General features: G+C 51.0%; 18 protein-coding genes and 2 pseudogenes. 13 read left to right on the top strand and 7 right to left on the bottom strand.

Annotated features, from left to right (window positions below; all coding sequences use genetic code 11):
* Nucleotides 1–36 precede the first annotated feature (36 nt).
* Nucleotides 37–258: pseudogene (locus AB9N64_RS21910) on the top strand (transposase domain-containing protein); the annotation flags it as partial.
* Between the two features lie 38 nt (nucleotides 259–296).
* On the opposite strand, the gene AB9N64_RS21915 reads toward AB9N64_RS21910, so the two are convergent.
* Nucleotides 297–1,259, bottom strand: a complete 963-nt coding sequence (locus AB9N64_RS21915) for an arsenic resistance protein (protein WP_098949603.1) — start codon at nucleotides 1,257–1,259, stop codon at nucleotides 297–299.
* A gap of 93 nt (nucleotides 1,260–1,352) precedes the next feature.
* Between AB9N64_RS21915 and AB9N64_RS21920 the strand changes: the two genes are divergently transcribed.
* The 4 genes from AB9N64_RS21920 to AB9N64_RS21935 all read left to right on the top strand — a co-directional run bounded on the left by AB9N64_RS21920 (nucleotide 1,353) and on the right by AB9N64_RS21935 (nucleotide 5,603).
* A complete protein-coding gene (locus tag AB9N64_RS21920) occupies nucleotides 1,353–1,787 on the top strand; it encodes a helix-turn-helix domain-containing protein (protein ID WP_024073361.1) in 435 nt (144 codons plus the stop codon).
* A gap of 265 nt (nucleotides 1,788–2,052) precedes the next feature.
* Nucleotides 2,053–2,184, top strand: coding sequence for a hypothetical protein (locus AB9N64_RS21925; protein WP_024073362.1), 132 nt, complete (start codon nucleotides 2,053–2,055; stop codon nucleotides 2,182–2,184).
* Between the two features lie 514 nt (nucleotides 2,185–2,698).
* Nucleotides 2,699–5,158, top strand: coding sequence for a heavy metal translocating P-type ATPase (locus AB9N64_RS21930; protein ID WP_024073364.1), 2,460 nt, complete (start codon nucleotides 2,699–2,701; stop codon nucleotides 5,156–5,158).
* A gap of 46 nt (nucleotides 5,159–5,204) precedes the next feature.
* Complete coding sequence (locus AB9N64_RS21935; protein WP_073844972.1) at nucleotides 5,205–5,603, top strand: zf-TFIIB domain-containing protein; 399 nt, start codon at nucleotides 5,205–5,207, stop codon at nucleotides 5,601–5,603.
* A gap of 124 nt (nucleotides 5,604–5,727) precedes the next feature.
* On the opposite strand, the gene AB9N64_RS21940 is transcribed toward AB9N64_RS21935, so the two are convergent.
* Nucleotides 5,728–6,009: a DUF411 domain-containing protein gene (locus AB9N64_RS21940; RefSeq protein ID WP_181125140.1), complete on the bottom strand. Its 282-nt coding sequence runs from the start codon at nucleotides 6,007–6,009 to the stop codon at nucleotides 5,728–5,730.
* Nucleotides 6,010–6,242: 233 nt separating this feature from the next.
* On the opposite strand from AB9N64_RS21940, the pseudogene AB9N64_RS21945 reads away from it, so the two are divergent.
* A pseudogene (locus AB9N64_RS21945) lies at nucleotides 6,243–7,087 on the top strand (IS66 family transposase); the annotation flags it as partial.
* 761 nt (nucleotides 7,088–7,848) lie between these two features.
* On the opposite strand, the gene AB9N64_RS21950 reads toward AB9N64_RS21945, so the two are convergent.
* Nucleotides 7,849–8,523, bottom strand: coding sequence for a heavy metal response regulator transcription factor (locus tag AB9N64_RS21950; protein WP_019818115.1), 675 nt, complete (start codon nucleotides 8,521–8,523; stop codon nucleotides 7,849–7,851).
* A gap of 495 nt (nucleotides 8,524–9,018) precedes the next feature.
* Entirely contained in the window at nucleotides 9,019–10,362 is a 1,344-nt protein-coding gene (locus AB9N64_RS21955) for an OprD family porin (RefSeq protein ID WP_024073368.1), read from the bottom strand.
* Nucleotides 10,363–10,754: 392 nt separating this feature from the next.
* Here AB9N64_RS21955 and AB9N64_RS21960 point away from each other — a divergent pair, with 392 nt between their 5' ends.
* The 7 genes from AB9N64_RS21960 (at nucleotide 10,755) to AB9N64_RS21990 (ending at nucleotide 20,582) form a co-directional block, all read left to right on the top strand.
* Nucleotides 10,755–12,026: a TolC family protein gene (locus tag AB9N64_RS21960; protein ID WP_131672237.1), complete on the top strand. Its 1,272-nt coding sequence runs from the start codon at nucleotides 10,755–10,757 to the stop codon at nucleotides 12,024–12,026.
* A gap of 67 nt (nucleotides 12,027–12,093) precedes the next feature.
* Entirely contained in the window at nucleotides 12,094–13,338 is a 1,245-nt protein-coding gene (locus AB9N64_RS21965) for an efflux RND transporter periplasmic adaptor subunit (protein WP_024073370.1), read from the top strand.
* Between the two features lie 24 nt (nucleotides 13,339–13,362).
* The gene (locus AB9N64_RS21970; protein ID WP_024073371.1) at nucleotides 13,363–16,515 is read left to right on the top strand and encodes a CusA/CzcA family heavy metal efflux RND transporter; all 3,153 of its coding nucleotides are present in this window, start codon (nucleotides 13,363–13,365) and stop codon (nucleotides 16,513–16,515) included.
* A gap of 149 nt (nucleotides 16,516–16,664) precedes the next feature.
* Nucleotides 16,665–16,991 carry a DUF2790 domain-containing protein gene (locus AB9N64_RS21975; protein ID WP_019818112.1) on the top strand — a complete coding sequence of 109 codons (327 nt, stop codon included), beginning with the start codon at nucleotides 16,665–16,667 and terminating at the stop codon, nucleotides 16,989–16,991.
* Between the two features lie 789 nt (nucleotides 16,992–17,780).
* Nucleotides 17,781–18,200, top strand: coding sequence for a GtrA family protein (locus tag AB9N64_RS21980; RefSeq protein WP_024073372.1), 420 nt, complete (start codon nucleotides 17,781–17,783; stop codon nucleotides 18,198–18,200).
* The gene (locus tag AB9N64_RS21985; RefSeq protein ID WP_024073373.1) at nucleotides 18,166–19,149 is read left to right on the top strand and encodes a glycosyltransferase family 2 protein; all 984 of its coding nucleotides are present in this window, start codon (nucleotides 18,166–18,168) and stop codon (nucleotides 19,147–19,149) included. Before AB9N64_RS21980 ends, AB9N64_RS21985 begins: the two co-directional genes overlap by 35 nt.
* Nucleotides 19,143–20,582, top strand: coding sequence for a glycosyltransferase family 39 protein (locus AB9N64_RS21990; RefSeq protein ID WP_019818109.1), 1,440 nt, complete (start codon nucleotides 19,143–19,145; stop codon nucleotides 20,580–20,582). The genes AB9N64_RS21985 and AB9N64_RS21990 overlap by 7 nt, the downstream gene beginning before the upstream one ends.
* Before the next feature lie 187 nt (nucleotides 20,583–20,769).
* On the opposite strand, the gene AB9N64_RS21995 is transcribed toward AB9N64_RS21990, so the two are convergent.
* The 3 genes from AB9N64_RS21995 to AB9N64_RS22005 all read right to left on the bottom strand — a co-directional run bounded on the left by AB9N64_RS21995 (nucleotide 20,770) and on the right by AB9N64_RS22005 (nucleotide 23,679).
* Complete coding sequence (locus AB9N64_RS21995; protein WP_019818108.1) at nucleotides 20,770–21,000, bottom strand: hypothetical protein; 231 nt, start codon at nucleotides 20,998–21,000, stop codon at nucleotides 20,770–20,772.
* A 592-nt stretch (nucleotides 21,001–21,592) separates the two neighbouring features.
* Nucleotides 21,593–23,008 carry a heavy metal sensor histidine kinase gene (locus AB9N64_RS22000; RefSeq protein WP_019818107.1) on the bottom strand — a complete coding sequence of 472 codons (1,416 nt, stop codon included), beginning with the start codon at nucleotides 23,006–23,008 and terminating at the stop codon, nucleotides 21,593–21,595.
* Nucleotides 23,005–23,679, bottom strand: coding sequence for a heavy metal response regulator transcription factor (locus AB9N64_RS22005; protein WP_019818106.1), 675 nt, complete (start codon nucleotides 23,677–23,679; stop codon nucleotides 23,005–23,007). Before AB9N64_RS22005 ends, AB9N64_RS22000 begins: the two co-directional genes overlap by 4 nt.
* Between the last annotated feature and the right edge of the window lie 365 nt (nucleotides 23,680–24,044).

A 24,044-nucleotide genomic window follows, 5' to 3' on the forward strand; every position in this document is an offset into this window, starting at 1 on the left:
AGGGGGTTGGACGCGGGCAACCGCGTCTGACTACCCGACAACCAGATCCGGCCATGGGCTCTTGGGCGCAAGAACTGGCTCTTCGCCGGGTCGCTACGCAGCGGAAAACGGGCTGCGGCGATCATGAGCTTGATCCAGTCAGCGCGGCTGAATGGCCATGATCCGTACGCCTATCTAAAGGATGTTCTCACGCGCCTGCCGACGCGGCGCGCGAGTGAGATTAACAAGCTGCTGCCGCACAGGTGGGCACCTGTTTAATCGCGCAGGGTGTTTTGTGCTTATGTCTTCCCTGGCATCTACATTTTGCGCCACACCAAAGCAGGAATTGCTCGGATGTAAATTAGTTCGCTGACCAACTCAATCAGCGTTTGAGTAATCACTGCTGCCGCAGCGAGCCCTCTGATTTCCTCGGGCAAGGCCAATGCCAATGGTAGAACTACCAATGAGTTTCGTGTCGAACTGCTGAAAGCGACAGATCTTGCCGTGCTAGCCGGTAACTTAAACGCCCGAGACACCAGCGCACCCACCACGGGTGCCAAGAGCATGAAACCAATGTAGACGGGAATAACAGGCAGCAGCTTGTCCATGTCTCTGACCACCGTTGAAATCTGAGAGCCGATCACTACGACCAATACAGCCGCCATAGCTGGCACAGGCATCCAAGCCCATACATTGTTCCAGCCCTCAACGATGCGTGACCCCTTTGCCCCGGCAGCTGTTGCTACTGCCAAGACCAAGGGTAAAGCGATCAGCACTACGAAGGCCTCAACAAATGGGCCGACCGATATAACCACCGCCGAGTCATCACTCACCATGAAGGCTAGATAGAGGGGTAGTAGCACAAGCTGAAGCACGAGTAGTAATGGTGTTGCCGCCAGAGTCAGTTTGGAGTCGCCCTTACCGATATGGGTAAACACAACAACATAATCGATACAAGGCGTCAGCAAGACCAATAGTGCGCCCACCAAAATCGCCGGGTGGTCGGCTAGGCCCATCGTCAACGCCCAAACCAACAGGGGGATGGCGACGAAATTGGCGGTCAGCAGCGCGGTCATGAAACGCTTGTTTGCAAGCCCTTTGCGAAGATCCAAGAATGGGATCTGCAGAAACATGGCGTACATCAGCACAGCGATGGCTGGTGTCACCAACGCACCTAACGCTTGAGAGGCATCAGGTGCGAGCAGGCCCCCGATAGCCGCGACAATGACCGCGACGAAGTAAACGGGAATCTGGTTCTTCTCTAGCTGTTCTCTGTCCACGGAATGCCCTTAAAACGCGTGAAATCATTTTTCGATTGAGCAGGTTAATATCTGTAGCTACTACAGGTTCAAGAAAATGCTTGGGGAGTTTGGATGTCAGGAATCGGAGCGCTGTCGAAATCAACGGGTTGCCACATTGAAACGATTCGCTACTACGAGAAAATAGGCCTTCTCCCTCCGGCCCTACGGTCGACAGGGCGGCATCGAATCTATACCGAAAAGCATCGGTCACGACTCATCTTCATCAGGCAGAATCGTGAACTGGGCTTTCCACTCGACGATATCCGCGAACTCATTGCGCTCGCGGCAGATGCTGATCGTCCGTGTGCTGATGCGTTGTCGGTGGTCAAGAAGCACTTGGCAGAAGTGGAATCTAAGGTAGCTAAGCTCCTGCAGATCCGGATAGAGCTGCTCTCAATGGCAGGCACGTGTGAGTCAAGATGCCTAGGCTCGAACACTCCAGACTGTACGATTATTGAGTCACTGTTCGAACCCGCTGCTGGGGCTCGCTCTGGTTGCTGCTCCTAGACGAGTCAAGAGCATAGGGGAGCAAGCTGCCATTGAAACCGAATAGCGCGATAGTCTCGACAGGGTCTTTCGAGCGTCCGTCTACACCAAACGGGCTGGTGCAAGATGTGTTCGGCAGACGCTTACTAAAGTGGTGCGCCACTGCTGGCATAAAAATATCAAGCTATAGTGTTTGGGGCCCTCAATCTCGTGACCGTACTGAGCGAACGCTTACACGGCAGACGTTTGCCAGGGCATATACCTATCAACTGAAGGAGCAAGTTCTATGGCCATCAAACCTGGGCCCAAGCCAATTGCCGAATCAACCGGCAAGACAGACCAGCGTCGCCGTGTAACCCCCGAGAACAAGCCTAAGCATCCCGACCTGGACGTGCATAAGCACAAGAAGGGTGATTGATGAGACCCCGCCAGACATGGCGGGGTTTTATTCTCGGTTAGCAGGTGTCACCGGATTTCCAGTGGGCATCTCCTAATTAATGCCGAAAAGCTTGTAGTAGGGTTGTTGAGGAGGACATGCTGGTGCGACTGTGTCGAGGAGCTTTCTGGATATTTCTACCCTTAACCCTGTCGGCTACCGATGGTAATGAGCGCTTAGAGAGGTCTACAGCCGACACATGCCAATGGCGTCGAAAACCATCATGGCGGATTTCTCCAAACGTTTACTCGTAGGCTTCACAACGCGATTGACGACTTGCTCGATATGCATGACTCCCAGGGTGAAAGCTGAGTGGGCATTTGAGGTGCTGACCAACCTGGCTGATGCATCGCAGCATGCAGCTATCAGGCGCTCGCACTGAGGGACGTAGACTCGAGCGGCGCCCTCGGCCCAGTCGAAATTTCAAACTCATTGCTTGACACTGTAGCTACTACAGGCTGTTCAATGACGCCATATCCTTATTGGTAGATGCGTCATGAGCCAGGAAAACCCGTCGAAAGCCAAATTGCACCTCGTGCCGAAGTCGGACGATTGCTGTTCTGCTGACCCCCGCGAGACCTTCGCCAAACAGGTTCATTCTCGTGCACATCATGTTGAGCATGGGCCTGATCACGCCGAGAGCTTGGGCAGAACGGGATCGCATGCGTGCGGTTCGAAGGATTCTCAGCCTTGTGGAGCCAAGTCCACCGACCATAATCAAGACCATAGCGCACACGATCATGGCACTTCAGCTCAAGCCCATTCCGATGCCGACCATTGCTGTTTGAGCAAAGTGGATTCCGCAGGGGCGGTGACTTCACATTCGGCCATGGCTGAGCCAGAAGGCACGACCCTGGTTCGGTATCGCATTGATAAGATGGATTGCCCTACCGAAGAGCGGCTAATTCGTAATCGCTTAGAGCCGATGCCTGGCATCGCACGACTTGATTTCAATCTGTTGGATCGTGAGCTGACAGTGCATCATCGCTTGGATGATCCGAAGGCGATAGTCATCGCTTTGACCGCGCTGGATATGGGGCCCAATCTCATCGAGGCCGGCGCAACCCCGAATGCCATTTCACCTGCTCTGACGACGCGCTTGAAAGGGCTGCTGGCGGTCAGCGGTCTAGCTGCCATCGCCGCTGAAGTGATCGCTTGGACGACCGGACAGGAGGGTTCTTTGCCTGTAATGTCCTTGGCTGCGCTGTCCATTCTTACTGCTGGTCTACCAACTCTGAAGAAGGGGTGGATCGCTGTAAAGAACTTCACATTGAACATCTACTTCTTGATGTCTTTGGCTGTCTTGGGTGCCATGGTGATTGGCAAGTGGCCGGAAGCCGCGATGGTGGTTTTCCTTTTCGCTATTGCCGAAGCCATCGAAGCACTCTCACTTGAGCGAGCGCGTAACGCGATTAAATCGCTGACTGCATTAGCTCCTGAGACTGCGGAAGTCATGACCGAAGCTGGCTGGAAAGAACACCCGGTTGAGAATGTCGTTCTCGGCAGCCGTATTCGTGTTCGCACAGGGTCGCGGGTACCGCTGGATGCGAGGGTGGAATCTGGTCGTGCTGCTCTCGACCAAGCCCCTATCACTGGTGAAAGCTTGCCAGTAGATAAGGCAGAGGGGGATCCGCTATATGCTGGCAGTATCGTGACAGACGGCGTCGTGGAGGCGACTGTCACGGCAGTCGCTGGCGAAAGTACGCTCGCTCGTATTGCTGCCGCGATTCAGGATGCGCAGTCTCAGCGGGCGCCGACGCAGAGGTTCGTTGACCAGTTCGCACGGTATTACACCCCAGCCGTAGTGGCGGTGGCATTTCTTGTTGCCGTTTTAGGCCCAGTGCTGCTTGGTGGTACGTGGGGTGAATGGTTGTATGAGGCCCTGGTGTTGTTGGTCATCGCGTGTCCTTGTGCCTTGGTCGTCTCAACGCCTGTCACTGTTGTGAGTGGTCTTGCCGCAGCCGCACGGCATGGAATCTTGATCAAGGGTGGTGCCTACCTGGAAAGCGGGCGCCTGCTGAAGGTGGTTGCTCTGGATAAAACAGGCACGTTGACTCAGGGCAAGCCAGTTCTGACTGACTCAGATATATTCAGTGACTTGTCTATCGAGAAGGCAACTTTGATTGCTGCGAGTCTTGATGAGCAAAGTACCCACCCAGTAGCGAAAGCATTGGTCAATGGGTGGAAATCGCAGCAGCCTGGCGCTGTGGCTCTGCCTGTCAGTGACTTCAGTGTGCTAAATGGCCGAGGCGTGAAAGGCACGATCGACGGTCATCTTTGGCATCTAGGCAACCATCGTTTGGTTGAGGAGTTGGGCGTGTGTTCTTCGGAGCTGGAGGCCAGACTTTCACGGCTTGAGGAAACTGGCAAAACGGTGATCGTGCTATGCGGCAATAGCGGCCCCGCCGCGATATTCGCGGTCGCAGACACAGTCCGACCGGAGAGTGTTGAAGCTGTGGCTGCTTTGAAGGCTTTGAACGTGGTTCCAGTAATGCTGACTGGGGATAATCCTGCGACGGCGAGGTCGATCGCTGAGCAATTGGGCATCGAGGATGCCCGTGGAAATCTGATGCCAGAGGACAAGCAGACTGCAGTCGCTGAACTCAAACGCAGATATGGCGCCGTTGGGATGGTTGGTGACGGCGTTAATGACGCCCCCGCCTTAGCGCAATCCGATATAGGTTTCGCAATGGGAGCCGCAGGGACAGCGACAGCTCTCGAAACAGCTGACGTTGCGATCATGGACGACGACCCTCGAAAAATCGCGTACTTTATCAGCCTGAGTCGCCGATCCGCCTCGGTTCTAAAGCAAAACATCATTTTGGCTCTGGGCATAAAAGTTGTCTTCTTGGCGTTGGCTCTCTCTGGTTTCGCGACATTGTGGATGGCCGTTTTCGCCGACATGGGGGCGAGCTTGCTCGTCGTATTCAATGGCTTGCGGCTGCTGCGTCGGTGAAATGGCTGCTGCGTTTTATATAGCTCATTCGCTGGAGGAGAGAACCATGCACTGCCCAGTTTGCAAAGAAGTACTGTTGGTAATGTCGGAACGTCAAAACGTTGAAATCGACTATTGCCCGCAATGTCGAGGTGTTTGGCTTGACCGGGGAGAACTCGACAAGATCATCGAGCGTAGCCAGCAGGAAGAACAAGAAGCTCGTTTTCTTCCACAGAGCGTATCTCAGTCGCTGCAAGGTACACCTCCGTCTGAACCTGTGTATGCCCAGCCGTCTTCTGGCCACCATGACAACAAACGCGGCACTAAGCACGGCCACTCCGCGCCGCAGCCTGGTCACGGTGGTGGTTGGCGGGACGGATATCAGAACGGCCATCAGAATCAGTCGAGGCATCAGGAAGAGCAGGTTTATCATAAGAAATCGTTTTTACGGGAAATTTTCGACTAATATTTGCTTGGATACAGCGATCCGCTAATCAGACTCCAGCCGGAAGATTTGATCAGCCGGCTGTAGCTTTTTCGAAACCCGGTATCCGGTATTCAACCAGTTTAGTAGAGCGGTTCCTCAGCCACTAGCGGGCCCGAAAATCCTGTAAAACCGTCTCTCCCCTTGACTTGCTCATCCCAATTACCGGGTAGGCGCTGCGTCGGTCACCTGACTCCATTCCGAGCGATCCCACGGGCATACCGAAGGCAGCTATTCCGTCCAGATTGGCTCGTCGACTTAGTTCAGCAATTTGTGTGACCGGAACATGGCCTTCGACGAATTTCCCACTTACAACTCCCGTGTGGCACGACGCCAGATTTACGGGTACGCCGAGCTTCTCGTTCATATCGCTAATGTTGTTTTCCATATAGTCGACCACTCCTTCAGATAAGCGATCCACCTGGTCCAGCAGCCACAGTTAGGGGCTTTGTAGACGGCAATTGATTACGCTGCCTGTAACAATGAGGCTGCATTTAGCGTTGCAACGAGTGCAATGACTTGAACGGTCTTTTTGAATGAATTCATGGCTGATGCTACTTAACGAAGAGAAAGAGAGGAGGAGTTAGCGTGCATAGCCTCACCGACGGTGGCCAGATGGCCGTGACTGGGGTTCAGTTCCAGCCGCTGGTTGATGCGCTGCGCGACGTGGTTCTCGGGCAGCAGATTATTCAAGCCGATGAGACACCTGTGCAAATGCTCATGCCGGGAACTAAGAAAACCCACAGTTCTTATATTTGGTCCTATGCCACCAGCCAGTTCTCGGACGCGGCAGCGGTGGTTCACGACTTCAGCCCTAGCCGCGCCGGAGAACACGCTCGCAACTTCCTGAATGACTGGAAGGACAAGCTGGTCTGCGATGATTGTGTCGGTTACAAAGCCAGCTTCGAACTAGACGTGACCGAGATCGGGTGAATGGCTCATGCGCAACGTAATTTCTTTGAGCTGCACGCTAAGAATAAAAGCACGCTTGCGGAGCAAGCTCTGCGTTATATCCAGTTGTTGTACGAAATTGAAAGCGAAGTCGCGATCTGGGGCCGGATTTACGACTCCGAATACGGCAAGAAAAAGCTGTACGGGTGATGAATATGCTGCACGCCAGGTTGATTGCCTAGCGTGACCTCGTGCCTGAAGTCTCAGCCATCAGCAGAGCACTCGATTACAGTCTCGAACGCTGGGCAGCGCTGTCGCGCTACCTCGATGACGGGGCTGTACCCATAGACAATAACTGGGCAGAGAACCAGATCCGATCATAGGGCCTTGGGCGCAAGAACTGGCTCTTTGCAGGGGCCTTACGCAGCGGAAAACGTGCGGCAGCGATCATGAGTCTGATCCAGTCTGCGCGCCTGAATGGTCATGATCCGTATGCATATCTGAAGGATGCTCTCACGCGGCTGCCGACGCAGCGGGCGAGTGAAATCGATCAGTTGCTGCCGCAATCTTTTTAATCACGCAAGGCGTGATGCCCGGACGCTTATGGCGATACTCAAGCTAATGCAAAAGTTCTGACGATTGAGCAAGTGTGACGGCTTAACCCGACGGCAAGGGGAGGTGTCGAATATCGTCAACCATCAACGCAAAACGCCGTAATCGTTTCAATATGTAGCTTTCACTGTAGAGTTTAAAAGCGTTATGCAATGAGCTTGCAAGGTATCTAGAGAGCCGGAGTGATTCACTTGCTCGCCTTCAGAGATCATAGAGTATGCGACCTTTAAGTCACGACCGTATTGTCCACTCCATGGCATGCTTAGGCTTCATGCCCCGGTAGATTTATCATATCCACACGCAACTACATGGATATGTGCGCCGTGGCACCGTCACGTAGTTCGTCTCACCAGATTATGAGAGTATCAACTGATAAAAATCCACGTTCCTTGAACTACACTTTATCATCGGCAACTACGTTACTCACAAATACCTAAAGTGAAAGCGGGTCTGAACGCTTCCACATACATTGGACACTGAAATCCAGCTTGTGGATAAGCATTATCGAGCGCTGTTTCGGGGGGGTATGGTGTTTTTTCGCACCACGGTTTTGGACCGGTAGGCGAGTTGAAAGCTTCGATTAGCAAGTTTTTTGCGCGCCGAAATGTATATCCGACGCGGTAGGCCAGAAGCGCCAAGTGAAAGACAAACTTGGATGAAACCTGAAGTGCCCGTGAGTCGGCGAAATCACAGGAGCGTATGTGATTGCTTCAAGAACAGCACGCTAGCGTTTTTCTAGAACATATCCTACGCCTCTGAGTGTATGTATCAGTTTGTTTTCAAAAGGATCATCCATCTTGGCTCTTAATCTTCTAATTGAAACTTCTACAACATTTGTATCGCAGTCGAAATTCATGTCCCATACCTGAGATATGATCTGTGTACGACTCAGGACAATTCCCGTATTTCTCATTAAATAGTGCAGAAGTGCGAATTCCTTCGTTGTTAAGTCGATACGCTGACCGTCTCTAAACGCCCTATGACGGCTTTGATCCAGCTCCAGATCGGCTACGCGAATGATCTCAACAGATGCTGGATTATCAGACCTGCGCATCAGTGCGCGAACTCGAGCAAGCAGTTCCGGGAATTCAAAAGGCTTAATTAGGTAATCATCTGCACCATTCTCTAGTCCTCTGATTTTATCAACCAAGCGACTTCGAGCAGTAAGCATCATAATTCTACAAAGACAATTGTTTCTTCGCAACAATTCAAGTACCTGCCACCCATCCATCTCCGGCAGGTTGATATCTAGGATGATTAACTCGTACATATGTTGTTTGGCCAGAAAAAGCCCGTCGTATCCGGTATGTACGCAATCCACGATATAACCGCTCTCCGTAAGGCCTTGGCGCACATATTCGGCAGTTTTTACTTCGTCCTCAATTACCAGAATTCGCATTGGATTTTGTCTCGATATGACTGAGCTGTTTTAACTACGCGAATGCGCTGTCATCATTGGCAGGAATGATAATTCAAAACCACTTGGGTGGGGGCTAAATAACGTACTTGTAATCAGTGAGCAATACACTTGATAACATCGCGATATATTATATCGTGGCTCGGACCAACCAGTTGCGGGTTATTTCTCTACTGCTGAATTGACCTTATGAAATGTTGGGTTGTTTTTTTTATTATGGCCATTTTATTCCGTGCAGATGAGGGCGATTTTTCTCATGCTGAAGAAGGCGGTCACTGGTGCAGTCATGAACTCCATCGGGACGCGGTGCGCGTACTCGAAGATTTACTCGAATTTTAGGTAAAAAAAAGCGCCCCAGGGGGGCGCAAAATATTCACCTTTTACCAAAGGAGCATTTAAGCAACTCAAGGTGAATTCTTTAAGCTCGCTATTTTTGTTTTAGGCGAGTCACATGAATAAATCGATCTTGTTTAGGGCTCACAGTATCGAAAGTGGATATTCAACGATCAGGCGTACTTCATCCAAGTCCGATTCGAATGCAGTGGCACGAGTATTTGCTTGACGTAATCGCAAGGAAAGATCTTTCGCCGCACCTGTTTGTACGACGTATTTGACTTCAATATCACGCTCCCAACGTTTTTGATTCGTGAGCGGATCGCCGTTACCATCAGTGCGCATATAGAATTGATTGGCGTTCGAATAGTCTGCACCAGAACCTCTGGCATAACGAGTCATGAACGATAGCCCCGGAATACCGTAGCTGGTCATGTTCAAGTCGTAGCGCAGCATCCAAGAGCGTTCCTTCGGTGAGTTGAAGTCGCTGTACTGTATTGAGTTGTCAACGAAGATTGAGTCTGATTGACGAAGGTAGTCGAAGTCGTCATCGCCATTGTTTCGCTGATGAGACAGTGCAAGAGTATGCGCACCGTACCGGACGCCGAGCTTGGCGCTCCATATATTGTTGTCGAATTCGCCCAGGCGCTTCTTGCCTTCATCTACGGCTTTGTAGTAGTTGAATCCGCCGATAAGCGTCAAATCATCGCTGAGTGGGTAAGTGAGGCTGCTACCGGCATAGTATTGATTCCAAACATCCTTCAATTGGCTGGCGTAAAGGCTCACCGTGATGTTGTCGTTGACTTGGTAATCACCGCCGCCGTACCCAATCCAAGGCGAGTTGACCGGGCCGGCATAAAATGTGGCAAAGTTATCGTTCAAGTTGCTGGAACCAGGCTGGCTCATCGCATGCAGTCGACCACCCTGCAAGGTTAGGCCTTGAATGCTACTATTTTCGACCGTCACGCCGCGGAAACTTTCAGGGAGTAAGCGAGAATCTCCCGATGCCACGACGGGTGTTGCGGGGAAAACATCTCCAACCTTTACGACAGTATCAAACAGCCGAAACTTCGCTGCTCCACCCACCTTAGTGTATTCATCACGTGCTTCGCCGTCACCGTTAACAGGCAGCACGTCAAAGCTGCTACGGCCACCGTTGCGCCCGCCACCAGTATCAAGCTTGATGCCAATCATTGCAAACGCATCTATACCAAAGCCCACAGTGCCCTGCGTAAAACCAGAGTTGAATTTAGTGATTATCGCATGTGCCCAAGCTTCGGAATAACCGTTGGTATTGCCTTTGCCGCTGTTGAAAGTCGGCGCAGATGCATCACGATTATCACGATTGAAATAGAAGTTGCGGTTTAGAACAGTAAGGCTGCTACCTTCAATAAAACCTTCTGGTTTACCTTCCGCTTGTGCCGTGAGGGCATAGCTTCCAGAAAAAGCTGAAACCGCAGCCAAATACAAAGTTACTTTGTGTCTCATGCGATGCTCCTTTGATTACGGCAGTTTTTATTATGATTTACCTACGCGGGTATAGTCTGTTGTTTTGGCCCGGTGGAGCACTTAGAATAGCGCCTGGGTCATATTTGCAGATCAAAGATAACGAGTCGGTGACGGGGTGATTACAATTCTGTTATCAGGTATTTCCACCGTTGCAGGGCTTCCAGAATCTTTTTCACTAAATCCCTGCGTTTCGCCTGAAAGCTTTCTATTTCGACTATCCCCCCAGGGTTTCTAACGAAATTGTAATTTTATAGCCACCCCTCTGATAGTGATCGCTGATTAGAGTGCCATCACCTGATCCAGAGGAGCTTGGCAGCTGTTTAGGCGTTCTCGCCAAGCTTTATCAAAGTTTGTGCATGAGGACTATCAAAGTGCCCTGGTATAATCACATTGCTTTATCTAAAACCCCCATCTTTCCTTTGAAAGTCTTTGTGTTCTGTATGGTCTTGTCTGGATTGTGGGTGCCTGCCGCATTTGCCCAGAGTCTCAGTCTGGCTGAAGCGCTTTCGACGGCAATAGACGCTAACCCCGATCTTGCAGCAGCACGTCAAGAGATCGGAATCTCTGAAGGAGTGCGCAAGCAGGCTGGACTCATCCCCAATCCTGAAATTTCTTATCAAGTAGAAGACACCCGTCGTAATACCAGCACGACGACTGTCGCGCTTAGTCAGCCGTTAGAGTTGGGTGGCAAGCGACGTGCTCGTGTCGAGGTTGCAACCTACGGTCAAAGCGTCGCGCAGTTAGAGCTGGACCGTCGAGTCAATAGCCTTCGTGCAGATGTTGTTCAATCTTACTACGCTGCTTTGAGAGCTCAGACCGGCTTGAATCTGGCAAAACAATCATTGGAGCTCACCGAACGCGGTCTGCGCATCGTCGATGGACGGGTGCGTGCCGGTAAGTCCTCGCCGGTGGAAGCCACGCGCGCTCAGGTGCAACTGGCTGAAGCCAAGTTACAGGTAAGGCGCGCTGAAACCTTGAAGTCAACGGCTTACCAGCAATTGGCCCAGTTAATAGGCAGTTCGGTCACTGCATTTGATCGTCTTGACTCGCCAGACCTATCTCCCGGCAAGCCGCCGCAAGCTACAGAATTACTGGCGAAGCTCGATCAAACCGCAGATATGCGTCAAGCGCTTGCTCAAATAGATAAGAGCGATGCCTCACTAGGCGCGGAAAAGGCGCAGCGCATCCCGAATCTCACGGTGAGTGTTGGTAGCCAATACGACCGCTCTATTCGCGAGAGGGTCAATGTCGTGGGGCTGTCGATGCCTTTACCGCTGTTTGATCGCAATCAGGGCAACATTCTTTCCGCTTCTCGCCGCGCAGATCAGGCCCGAGACCAGCGAAACGCTGTTGAGCTCAGGCTACGTTCCGAAACTCAAACCGCAGTGAATCAGTGGGCTACCGCCATGCAGGAGGTCGAGTCCTATGACAAGACGATCCTGCCTTCAGCTCAACAGGCCGTGGATACCGCAACTCGTGGATTTGAGATGGGCAAATTCGGTTTCATCGAAGTGCTGGATGCTCAGCGCACCTTGATAGTTGCTCGTGGCCAGTACCTCGACTCTTTGGCGGCTGCGACCAATGCGCGTGCTCAAGTGGAAAGGGTGTATGGCGACGTCGGCTTGACTGCCAATACGCGCTGAACAGGCCAGGCATTTTCCTTGTATGCGTCTTTGAATAAGCCGGTACCTAAGATCAGCAGGAGTAGCAATGGATAACAAACGCAAGATCGCGCTCGCGGTAATCGCTGTGGCAGTCCTCGGATTTGGCAGTTTCGCCTGGAACTCCAGTTCCGAGCAGCCTCCAGTCAGTAAGGCCGAACATGGCACTGAAGATGGCCATGAGAGAACTGCTGTAGCACCTGCTAAAGACGGGGGGGATGAAGGTCACGGTGAGGAAGGCCACAGCGAAAATGCCAATGAGGAAGAGGGCAAGATGACGCTTAGCGCCGAGCAGATTGAGGCTGCGGGCGTCGTTCTGGAAGCAGCTGCTCCCCGTGAGATTAGCACTATTGTGACTTTTCCTGGCGAAATACGGTTTGATGAGGACCACACCGCACATGTGGTACCTCGCGTTCCTGGAGTTGTTGAAAGCGTTCAGGCGAACCTGGGCGAGTCGGTCAAGAAGGGCCAAGTCCTTGCGGTGATTGCCAGTCAACAGATCTCGGATATGCGCAGTGAGCAACAAGCTGCACAGCGACGTGTTGAGTTGGCACGCTTGACTTTTGACCGCGAGAAGCAGTTGTGGCAGGACAAAATCTCCGCCGAGCAAGATTACCTTCAGGCGCGACAAGCTTTGCAAGAAGCTGAAATATCACTGGCCAACGCTAAGCAAAAGGTCGGAGCAATCGGCGCTTCGGTCAATTCTGCAGGCGGTAACCGCTATGAACTGCGTGCGCCTTTCGACGCAGTTGTAGTGGAAAAGCACCTGACCGTCGGTGAGGTGGTCAGCGAGGCAACCAATGCTTTCATCCTGTCCGATCTTAATCAGGTGTGGGCAACTTTCGCGGTTCCTCCTGGCGATCTCGGAAAGGTCGTGACTGGCCGCTCGGTAAAGGTTTCTTCTCCTGACATGAAGGCTGAGGTCGAGGGCAAGGTGGGTTACGTAGGCAGCCTTTTGGGCGAGCAGAATCGTGCAGCGCCCGTCCGTGTCACTCTGACCAATCCCAATGGGGCCTGGCGACCGGGGCTGTTCGTGAGCATCGCAGTCACGTCACAAACTGATCAAGTTGCTGTAGCTGTTCCAGAGTCAGCGGTGCAGACCGTCGAGGAAAAAACTGCAGTTTTCGTGAGGACCACTGAGGGCTTCGACACTCGCAGGGTAACTCTAGGTCGCCGTGCCGGTGGCTATGTGGAAATAACCGAAGGCCTCCAATCGGGTGCCCAAGTGGCAACCAGTGGCAGCTTCACGCTCAAGTCTGAGCTTGGCAAAGCGTCTGCCGAGCATGGCCACTGATGCGAATTTACAGGATGATTTCTTATGTTTGAACGTATCATCAGATTCGCCATTGAGCAGCGCATCGTAGTAATGATCGCAGTTCTAATCATGGCCGGTATAGGTATCTACAGCTACCAAAAACTGCCCATTGATGCGGTGCCTGATATCACAAACGTCCAGGTGCAGATTAACACTGGCGCCCCTGGTTACTCGCCGTTGGAAACCGAACAGCGGATCACGTTTCCAGTTGAAACGGCCATGGCCGGTCTTCCGGGCCTTCAGCAAACCCGATCCCTATCTCGCTCCGGCTTGTCACAGGTCACCGTGATCTTCAAAGACGGTACTGACATCTTTTTTGCCCGCCAACTCATTAACGAGCGTTTGCAGGTTGCAAAGGAACAGTTGCCAGATGGGGTCGAGGCCGTCATGGGGCCTGTATCCACCGGGCTTGGTGAAATCTTCCTGTGGACCGTTGAAGCGGAAGATGGCGCACTCAAAGAAGATGGTACTCCTTACACTCCCACCGACCTGCGAGTGATCCAGGATTGGATTATCAAGCCGCAGCTGCGCAACGTCCCTGGTGTTGCCGAGATCAACACCATCGGTGGCTTCGCCAAGCAGTTTCTGATTGCGCCGGACCCGAAGCGGTTGGCTACCTACAAGCTGACACTTAATGACCTGGTAGTTGCATTGGAAAGCAACAACGCCAACGTGGGCGCCGGTTACATCGAGCGTAATGGTGAGCAGTTGCTCATTCGTGCGCCGGGTCAGGTAAGCAATATCGAAGATATTGCCAACATCGTAATTACCAGTGTAGATGGCACGCCGATTCGCATCAGCAACGTTGCTGAAGTCAGCATCGGTAAAGAACTGCGAACGGGGGCTGCTACTGAGAATGGTCGCGAAGTAGTACTCGGTACCGTATTTATGCTGATTGGTGAAAATAGTCGTACAGTGTCCCAAGCTGTGGCCACCAAATTGACCGACATCAACCGCACCCTGCCGAAGGGCGTGGTTGCTGTGACCGTTTATGACCGTACCAACTTGGTTGAAAAAGCCATTGCGACGGTGAAGAAGAACTTGGTGGAAGGCGCGATTCTGGTAATTGCTATTCTCTTCCTGTTCCTCGGCAACATCCGCGCAGCACTGATCACCGCAATGGTGATCCCGCTGTCCATGCTATTTACCTTCACAGGTATGTTCAACAACAAGGTTAGTGCAAACCTAATGAGTTTGGGAGCACTCGACTTTGGCATTATTGTAGATGGTGCCGTGGTTATAGTAGAAAACGCGATCCGCCGACTGGCTCATGCGCAACACAAGCATGGTCGCATACTCACCAAAGCAGAACGCTTCCATGAAGTCTTTGCCGCTGCAGGTGAAGCTCGCCGGCCACTGATATTTGGCCAGTTGATCATCATGGTAGTGTATCTGCCGATCTTCGCCCTAACCGGCGTCGAAGGAAAAATGTTCCACCCCATGGCATTCACTGTCGTAATGGCGCTGCTGGGGGCAATGATTCTTTCCGTAACCTTTGTTCCTGCTGCTATCGCCATGTTCATCACTGGCAAGGTCAAGGAAGAGGAGGGCGTGGTAATGCGCACCGCCCGACAGCGCTATGAGCCGATACTGCAATGGGTTCTTGGGCACCGGAACATTGCGTTCTCGGCTGCAGTAGCTCTGGTCGTACTTAGCGGTATACTTGCAAGTCGTATGGGTAGCGAGTTCATTCCCAGCCTTAGTGAGGGCGACTTTGCGATGCAGGCTATGCGAGTGCCCGGAACGAGCCTTACTCAGTCCGTCGAGATGCAACAGCGCCTGGAGAAAGCGGTAATAGCGCAGGTCCCAGAAGTAGAGCGGATGTTCGCACGCTCGGGTACTGCAGAAATCGCATCTGATCCAATGCCGCCTAACGCCTCTGACGCCTACATAATGCTTAAGCCTCAGGATCAGTGGCCAAATCCCAATAAGCCTCGTGATGAGCTGATCGCTGAGGTGCAGAAAGCCGCAGCAGGTGTCCCGGGAAGCAACTATGAGTTGTCCCAGCCGATCCAGTTGCGTTTCAACGAGCTGATTTCGGGCGTGCGTAGTGACGTTGCGGTGAAAGTTTTTGGCGATGACATGGACGCGCTCAACAGCACCGCCAACAAAATCGCGGCATCGCTTAAAGCGGTACCGGGCTCATCGGAGGTCAAGGTTGAGCAGACTTCCGGCCTTCCTGTGTTAACCATCAACATCGACCGCGAAAAAGCAGCACGCTACGGTTTGAACATCGCGGATGTGCAAAACTCAATTGCTATTGCTGTGGGTGGCCGCCAGGCAGGTACATTGTATGAGGGCGATCGTCGGTTCGATATGGTGGTGCGACTGCCTGAGACCGTGCGCACTGACGTAGCGGGTATGTCCAGCTTGCTGATTCCTGTGCCTGCTAATGTTGCTCAGGATGCTAATCAGATAGGGTTCATTCCTCTGTCCCAAGTCGCTAATCTTGACTTGCAGTTGGGCCCGAACCAGATCAGCCGCGAAAATGGGAAACGGCTGGTAGTAGTTAGTGCAAACGTTCGAGGCCGTGACCTAGGCTCGTTCGTTGAAGAAGCGACTAAGTCGCTGGCTACTGTGCAGATCCCAGCAGGCTACTGGACTACCTGGGGTGGCCAGTTTGAGCAGTTGCAATCAGCAGCCAAGCGTCTGCAGATCGTTGTTCCAGTCGCATTGCTTCTGGTCATGACACTGCTGTTCCTGATGTTCAACAACTTGAAGGATGGCATGCTGGTCTTCACCGGAATTCCATTCGCACTCACCGGCGGTGTAGTTGCACTGTGGTTGCGGGATATCCCGCTGTCTATCTCGGCGGGAGTTGGCTTCATTGCGCTGTCCGGTGTGGCAGTTCTAAACGGCCTGGTTATGATTTCTTTTATCCGCGGGCTGCGGGAGGAAGGACGTACCCTCCGGCAAGCGGTAGATGAAGGCGCGTTGACACGGTTAAGGCCCGTTCTGATGACAGCCCTAGTCGCATCCCTCGGATTTATCCCGATGGCTCTCGCAACAGGTACCGGTGCTGAAGTTCAGCGGCCACTGGCGACAGTGGTGATTGGCGGGATTCTTTCGTCTACCGTGCTTACTCTGTTGGTGCTTCCTGCTCTGTATCAATGGGCACACCGCAAAGATGATGATGGTGATGAAGCGGGTAGCTGATAGCCCATAACAGAAGCCCACAGCAACGTTGTGGGCTTTTCATTCTGGATATTGTTGTCACCTTTCAAAATTGTAAGTTTACCGTCATGCCGGTGATGCCTGTGAGTTGATAAGGTTACTCCCAATAAGATTGATATTGAGAGGACCTTATGAAAAAGCTTATCATTGCGGCAGCCCTAGCTGTTTTGCCTATAGTTTCACAAGCTACTACGTTTTCCGAAAAGAAGCAGTTGCAATATATTCAGGAACATCAGAACGCCGTGGCTAGCTATGCGGCGAAAAATAATAAGCCAATACCAGAGATTCAGGACTACAAGTATGGAATGAAGATTGATGTTGCAAAATTTGTGCGTCAGTCCCAGGATCCCCGTACTTGCGAGGTGTATCAACGGTTGATGACCTACGAAGACTCGCGGGGTGAGCTTAATACGATTCGTTATTCTTTGTTTTCCCAATGTGTCAACAACAAAAATTGAATGCATCGATAGGATTTTTAGAGGCCATAGAAAAACGCCAGGCGATGCCTGGCGTTTTCTATGGTCCTTGACATGTTTTAACCAAAGATTGTCAGTCCTTGCCCCCCTCCCCAAAAGTAAGTCAAGTCCAGCTAAAAAATTTAGGCCGGCGAATTTGCACTCAGAAGCAGCGAATTTTGAAAAAAACTGATTTCTGTGACATCCAGGCAAAGCATGAGCACTGACTCAGTCGAAGTGCGGCTTGATAAGGGTGTTTATTGGAAAGTTTATAATTGGCTCGGGGCTTAGGCTTACTTAAAGACTTAACTCCGGATAATTGCTTTAGGTGAGTCCTCAGGCTTTGAACGAAAAACGAAAGTCGATGGTGTGGCAGCAAGTTCTGGGTCGTACTAGCTTGCTACCCAACCAAAAATAAACACTGAATATATGGGCTTAGCTCGACGACACGTACGTTTAGCAGGTTGCTTCTTGTTTAAACTGATGGGCGCTCGTGAGAAAATGGATCACTGGTTGGTAAGTTGATACTTAATTGGTGTAATTATTGGTGTCGTTACTGGTTTTCATGTTTTGAGAAAGTGCTTAATTGTCCAAGATCTAAAGTGCCATCATGTATATGCTCTTATCAGAATTGTAATCTCTGGATCATGCTAGAGTTATTTGTTCAGTTTATTATTAGGGTTTTTTGGTGTTTGTTGGGTGGCACAGCTATTGTCGAGGTGCTGCATCATTTAGTTCTGAAATTACATGCAGTTCACTTTTTTTTCACTTCGGGTTGTTTAGTCTTTGTAGATGGAAAATACAAGCATGTCGATCATAGCTTTGCTTATTCGTTATCTAGGCATTGGATTCGTAGCAACCGGGGGGCACTATTTTGTATTTCTCCTGCTTATTGTAAATGGAGTTACTGATCCAGTGTTAGCCAGCGTTGGCGGAGGCGTGATAGGTGCTATTATTAGCTATATTGGTAATAGAAGGCTCAGTTTCGTGGCGACGGGAATTTATAAGCTTCAACCTATCAGGTTTGTACTTGTCTCGTTGGCAACTAATATCGGTAATGGTGTAGGTATGTGGGTTCTGATTAAATTCAATCTCTCACCGCTTGTCTCTCAGATTTTAGTGACTTTAACCCTAACTGCGCTCGGATTCACTGCGCATCGTTTCTGGACATTCAATCATGCGGACATCACATCGGCTTTCCGAACGCGCTGACCCCTTGTTAACAATAGTGGTTCCTTGCTTTCAAGAAGAGCAAACCATTCCGGAATTTCACAAGCGCATCACCAGAGTTGTAAAGCGCCTGCCTGTTTCGTGCGAGATTCTCTATGTCGACGATGGTAGTAGCGATCAAACTGCAGACCTACTTCGACACTATCAAGATGGATCAAATGTACGATGCCTGTTCCTAAGTCGGAACTTCGGAAAAGAGGCTGCGTTAAGTGCAGGGATCGACCATGCACGCGGTAGCGCATTGATCTTCATTGATGTCGACCTTCAGGATCCACCTGAACTCATCTCGAGTATGGTATATCATTGGCAGATGGGTTACGACGTTGTGAACATGCAACGCGACTTGCGAACTGGCGACTCCTGGCTAAAACGCACGAGTGCACGTAGCTATTACTGGATCATGCAGCGCCTGGTGGAGAAAGTTGATCTTCCGGTGGATGTCAGTGACTTCCGTCTGATTGGTCCTGCTCCATTGGCCGCCTTAAGAGCGCTGGACGAACGCTCCAGAATTCTTAAGGGTTTGATCGGCTGGGTAGGCTTTCGCACCATTGAGTTACCCTACAATCGCACTTCCCGTCATGCCGGCAATACCAAGTGGAACGCCGCTAGCCTGCTGGACCTAGCCATCGAAAGTATTCTCAGCTTCTCCCGCAAGCCGCTTCGTATATTCAGTCTCATTAGCTTCAGTTTCTTTGTCTCCAGCATCTGCTACCTGCTCGCAGTACTGGTAGCAGGCTCCTTTGACATCCATCACCTGCTTGTCGGAATTGCTTCATTCATGTGCGTGGGTGTTGCACTGGTGGGCGAGTACGTAGGCGTAACGCTCGCGGAGGTCAAACGCCGCCCCCTTTATTTTCTAAATAGTAATAATGAAGCGCGACCCATGACTATTCATCCTCCGGCTTCCTCACTCGAGGGTAAGAAATGCTGAATTTGAAAAGCGAGCGAACATTGTGGTTCATCCTGAGTTCGATTCTGCTTTTGCGTCTCCTGGGGCTGGGCGTATATCCCCTGATGGATACCTCTGAAGCACGCTACGCTGAAATGGCACGCAAGATGGTTGAACTGAGTGACTGGGTGACTCCGATGTTCGATTACGGAGTTCCATTTTGGGGCAAGCCACCGCTGTCTTTCTGGACCCAAGCGGCGAGCATGACGGTATTCGGCACCAATGAGTTTGCTGCTCGATTCCCAGCCTGGTTTCTCCACTTGGCAAGCTGCTTCATCATCATCAGGCTCGCGACACAGGAGGTATCGCGCAAGGCGGGCATTTGGGCAGCCATCATCTTTTCCGGCACGGCGCTGGGCTTGGTGTCCAGTGGTGTTGTGCTGACTGACCCCGTTTTATCGTTCTCGATCCTGTTGGCCAGCTATGGTTTCTGGCGTTGGATGAAGTGCGCAGGCAAAGGGGATGCCTACCTTATGTTCTTAGCTCTCGGCTTGGGCCTGCTTGCTAAAGGGCCACTGACCTTGGTACTGATGGGCGCGCCAGCATTTTTTTGGATCGTCATCTACAAGCAATGGAATCGGGTATTGAGGCTTCCTTGGGTAACGGGGATTGCTCTCATGTTAGGTATATCAGTGCCTTGGTACATTGCAGCCGAAATGAAGACGCCGGGTTTCCTTGAGTATTTTTTTGTCGGCGAGCACTGGAGCCGATATGTTGTAAGTGATTGGGCCGGGGATCTCTACGGGAGTGCTCACGCCAAGCCCTACGGCACCATATGGATTCAGCTTGGCTTAGCGTTGCTTCCTTGGACTTTCTTTCTACCCCTCGTTATTAGCAGGCGTGGGACGATGCAGCGCTTCGATGTATACCTTTGGCTTTGGGCATTGGCGACACCTGTTTTCTTTACTTTCTCTGGTAACATTCTCTGGACCTATCTTCTTCCTGCTCTGCCTGCATGGACGCTACTCCTTGCCGAATGTATCAGCGAAGTGGGCAGAAAGACTGCTTGGGCTGCTGCAGCGAGCGCTCTGATGCTGCCAGTCGCGGGCGCCGGTATTATCTATAACGGTGTGCTTGAGGATCGTCCTCAGAACCAGCGAGATTTAGTGCAGGCCTGGCTGGATGTGCAGTCGTCTCAATCGGGCCCCCTGATTTATCCTGGCCGCCGCTCGTATTCGTCGGAGTTTTATAGCCGGGGAATGTCCAAAAGCATCAAAGATCCTGACAAGTGGCCTCGCGACAGATCGTTCTACCTTTCCAGGCGTTTGCGCGACAGCGATTCTGATCTACCTGTAGACGTTGGTTGCAAAATAATCACTGAAACGAACGCGAGCCAACTGCTTCTATGCCGCTGGAAGGACACTGCACAGGATGGTGAAAATATTCTAGGAGATAGTGCTACTGGCTCCCGTTGAAAGTAAGAGCCCGGCGAAGAGAGTATTTAAATTTCTAGCTGCTTTTCAGTTTAAAGTGAATAATCCATCTCAGGATTTATCTTTGATGCTGAAAAATTATTTAATAAGTACAATTAGGGAGAGGTTGCTAAAAAGCCAGATATTAATCTGGCTTTTTGTCGATGGCTTTGATCGTGTTAATTGTTTTTTACTGTCTCTTAGTTGTCGACTTGCTGCTAATGCCCTTAGGTTCTTTCTGTTTTTCTTGAGCAATTTTCTGCTTACTTTTCTCCGATACATCAGGACCCCATAGACGAGCTTGCTCGGCTCGGAAGTTATCTTTGAAATTTTTGGTTCGCTCGAAACCGTCTTCAGCAAAAGCGGAACTCATAAATCCAGTCAGTACGATACCAATAGAGAGGAGTTTTATGAATTTCATTGTGCCCTCGATGTTTACTAGGTCTGCTTAACTAGCAGCCTTTGTGGTTTGATAGTTTAGGATTTTGAAGCTAACAGCAGGGTGAGGGAATCATTACAATTTCGTAATTTATGCGTTTGGTGAAACGGTATAAATTTTGTGTTTGTGAAAGCTCCGAAGCAGGCTATTTTTCTTTCATAACCTTTAATGTGATATCTAAGCCATTGATGTTTTTGGATTTTTTGCCACTAGTGGAAGCTAGCCATAAACGATCTAAAGACTGTGTAGCAGCGATTGGATATTTTTGTTTACGCATCGAAGCTAACGGCTAGATTAGCTGGCATCTCAAATGCGGCGCCGTTGGCGGTTAGTCAAACTGGCTGTCGAATTTTTTTGACTCCGTCTGTGGTTCACTCAGAGGGGCGTGAAAGAGTTTAAGGCGCGTGCCGATAAGGTCGCGTTATATGTGGCTGCTCGCCATATTTTCGGGTAGGGCTGCCTTCCCCTCTAGACGTCGAGCTAAAGACCAAAACAATACGGCAGCCCTCAGGCATTAAAGCTTTCAAGTAAAAAAGAGAGCTCTTCTAAAATCGGCCCCCTCCATATACGGGACCTAGGCTGCGCCCATTTGCGTTTGCTTCATTTGGGTGTCGGGAAAGTTGAGGTGAAACCAGGTAAAATTCTGATCAGTCACTTCTACGCTCGCAGAACCCTGATGCAATCCCATAATTGACTGTACTATAGCTAGGCCCAGACCCGTACCACCTTCATTTCGTGCTCGGCTTTTGTCTACACGGTAGAACCGCTCGAACAAATGCACCTGGTGTTCCTTGGCGATTCCGCGCCCCGGGTTACCAACACTCAAGGTAGTTCCGTTAGCACCGCGTTGAACTTTCACGTAAACCGTCCGGCCTCTTGGGCAGTAGCGAATCGCGTTCGAGACAAGGTTCGAGATGGCTCGTTGAATCATTATCTGATTGCCACGCACCACGCCATTTCCTGTGAGCTGGAGTTGTATTTCGCCTTCTTCGGCCGTAATGCTGAAGAGGTCGCAGACCCGCTGAATTTCGTCGAGCAAACAGACATTTTCGAATTCTACCATTGACGCGGGGTGGCTGACCTGGGCTAGAAATAGCATGTCGGAAACCATTCGACTCATGCGGTCCAACTCTTCCGTGCACGACTCCAAGACTTCTCGGTACTCAGGAAGAGACCTTTCCCGGGTCAGCGCAACCTGAGCCTTACCCATGAGATTGGACAAAGGTGCACGCAGTTCGTGAGCAAGATCGTCCGAGAACTGCGATAGCTGCTGAACCCCATCATCTAGACGCATCAGCATGATATTGATTCCATCGCCGAGCTTCTTCAGTTCTGCCGGCATCCCCTTCGTTGGTAGGCGATGATCAAGGCTCTCGGTGGAAATTTTCGAGGCAATCCTCAAGAACTTGGTCAGAGGCAGTAGTCCTCTGCGCACAGTCCACCATCCAATGGCCAAGATCAGCAAGAGAATAAGAGGCGAGACCATCAGCGCCCAGGTTAGCAATGCATCGAGCAGGGCTTGGTTGGCTGACTGGTCCATGGTCATGAACACACTAACTTCGGTTCCATCGCCTAGATTCATTACTCGCGAAGCGCTAAGTAGCGGGCGACCCGTGGAGTCACGCCACTCGTGCTGTTTAACCTGCTCGGTTGGCTTGAACTTGTGCACTTCCAGGTTGACTGCCTTCGAACCTATTGAGAGCAGTGGAGTTTGCGTTTGTCCTGACTCAAAGATGCTGACGTACAGATTATTGTGCCCCATGACCAAGTCAACTAGCTGGTGCGCGTCTGGATTGACATCAGCGATACTAGTGATAGCGGATAGGTTGTGAGTCATACCCGCCATTTTCACTTCGAGGTCCATTCGGGAGTTTCTCTCGAGAGCTTGGCTCACCATCACATACCCAAAGGTGGCGAAAAGGAGGAGCAGCGCTGCGCTCATCAAACCGACTTTGAATCCCAGCTTCACAGCCAGACTGAACGGCCTCATGCGCGCTCCTCCAGAACGTACCCTATGCCTCGAAGTTTATGTATGAGCTTGGTCTCAAATGGATCATCGATCTTCGAGCGTAATCGCCGGATAGAGACGTCAATAACGTTATTATCGCAGTCAAAGTTCATGTCCCATATCAGCCAGATGCTCTGAGAGCGTGTAAGTGCTTTGCCAGCTCGACTAATGAGAAGGTGCAGGAGAGCAAATTTCTTGGTGTTGAGGTCTATGCGTGTAGATCCACGGAACACCCGATGGCGCACAGAGTCGAGCTCTACATCCGAAATTCTCAGCGCGTTTTTCTCAAAAAGCTCGTCGCCACGTCTTTGCAGCGAGCGCATGCGAGCAAGCAGCTCGGGAAACTCGAAGGGCTTGACGAGGTAGTCATCTGCGCCACCGTCCAAACCCTTGAGCTTGTCGTTGGTTCGTCCCCAGGCAGTCAGCATAATGACGCGGACCCGGCTGGTTTCTCTAATGACTTCCAAAAGGTCCAAGCCATTGATGTCAGGGAGGTTCACATCGAGAAGCAGAAACGAATAAATATTAGTATTGAATAAGTGAGCGGCATCAACACCATTGTTTGCTATATTTACGATGTACCCGCTTTCAGAAAGGCCCTGCTGAAGGTATTCTACGTTTTTGGTTTCGTCTTCCACAACTAGAACGCGCATAACTTATCTCAGGATGTGAGTAAAATAATAGTCCAATCGGCCGCCAGTGTGGTTATACGCTGATTGGTAGTACTGCTGTGTGCTTGGTGTTTAATTTCATTATTTATTTTCATGCGCATTACATTAACTCAATAATAACTGATCCTAGCGCGAATTGGCTAAATGCGCGTAAGCTTTGCAAATTTGTAATTTTTGCGCAATATTATTGATAGTTATGATAAATTGATTGTTTGGAATAATCGAGAATCTGTCAATGGTAAGGTTTTTAAGGCCAAAGCTGGCGGATGCCTTCAGTGCGCGTAGCAGGCGAATCTGCCTGAAGGCTCCTTTAATATTGGCCGCCGGTCAACTCGATTAGTCGTTAA

Origin of the sequence: Pseudomonas sp. KT_2_4, from assembly GCF_041410225.1 — a bacterium.
Classification (GTDB): Bacteria; Pseudomonadota; Gammaproteobacteria; order Pseudomonadales; family Pseudomonadaceae; genus Aquipseudomonas; species Aquipseudomonas paracarnis.

Excerpts from the sequence above, each read along its gene's own strand:
- AB9N64_RS21920 (WP_024073361.1), top strand. The coding sequence starts at position 1,353 with ATGTCAGGAATCGGAGCGCTGTCGAAATCAACGGGTTGCCACATTGAA.
- AB9N64_RS21925 (WP_024073362.1), top strand. The coding sequence starts at position 2,053 with ATGGCCATCAAACCTGGGCCCAAGCCAATTGCCGAATCAACCGGCAAG.
- AB9N64_RS21930 (WP_024073364.1), top strand. The coding sequence starts at position 2,699 with ATGAGCCAGGAAAACCCGTCGAAAGCCAAATTGCACCTCGTGCCGAAG.
- AB9N64_RS21935 (WP_073844972.1), top strand. The coding sequence starts at position 5,205 with ATGCACTGCCCAGTTTGCAAAGAAGTACTGTTGGTAATGTCGGAACGT.
- AB9N64_RS21940 (WP_181125140.1), bottom strand. The coding sequence starts at position 6,009 with ATGGAAAACAACATTAGCGATATGAACGAGAAGCTCGGCGTACCCGTA.
- AB9N64_RS21950 (WP_019818115.1), bottom strand. The coding sequence starts at position 8,523 with ATGCGAATTCTGGTAATTGAGGACGAAGTAAAAACTGCCGAATATGTG.
- AB9N64_RS21955 (WP_024073368.1), bottom strand. The coding sequence starts at position 10,362 with ATGAGACACAAAGTAACTTTGTATTTGGCTGCGGTTTCAGCTTTTTCT.
- AB9N64_RS21965 (WP_024073370.1), top strand. The coding sequence starts at position 12,094 with ATGGATAACAAACGCAAGATCGCGCTCGCGGTAATCGCTGTGGCAGTC.
- AB9N64_RS21970 (WP_024073371.1), top strand. The coding sequence starts at position 13,363 with ATGTTTGAACGTATCATCAGATTCGCCATTGAGCAGCGCATCGTAGTA.
- AB9N64_RS21975 (WP_019818112.1), top strand. The coding sequence starts at position 16,665 with ATGAAAAAGCTTATCATTGCGGCAGCCCTAGCTGTTTTGCCTATAGTT.
- AB9N64_RS21980 (WP_024073372.1), top strand. The coding sequence starts at position 17,781 with ATGGAAAATACAAGCATGTCGATCATAGCTTTGCTTATTCGTTATCTA.
- AB9N64_RS21985 (WP_024073373.1), top strand. The coding sequence starts at position 18,166 with ATGCGGACATCACATCGGCTTTCCGAACGCGCTGACCCCTTGTTAACA.
- AB9N64_RS21990 (WP_019818109.1), top strand. The coding sequence starts at position 19,143 with ATGCTGAATTTGAAAAGCGAGCGAACATTGTGGTTCATCCTGAGTTCG.
- AB9N64_RS21995 (WP_019818108.1), bottom strand. The coding sequence starts at position 21,000 with ATGAAATTCATAAAACTCCTCTCTATTGGTATCGTACTGACTGGATTT.
- AB9N64_RS22000 (WP_019818107.1), bottom strand. The coding sequence starts at position 23,008 with ATGAGGCCGTTCAGTCTGGCTGTGAAGCTGGGATTCAAAGTCGGTTTG.
- AB9N64_RS22005 (WP_019818106.1), bottom strand. The coding sequence starts at position 23,679 with ATGCGCGTTCTAGTTGTGGAAGACGAAACCAAAAACGTAGAATACCTT.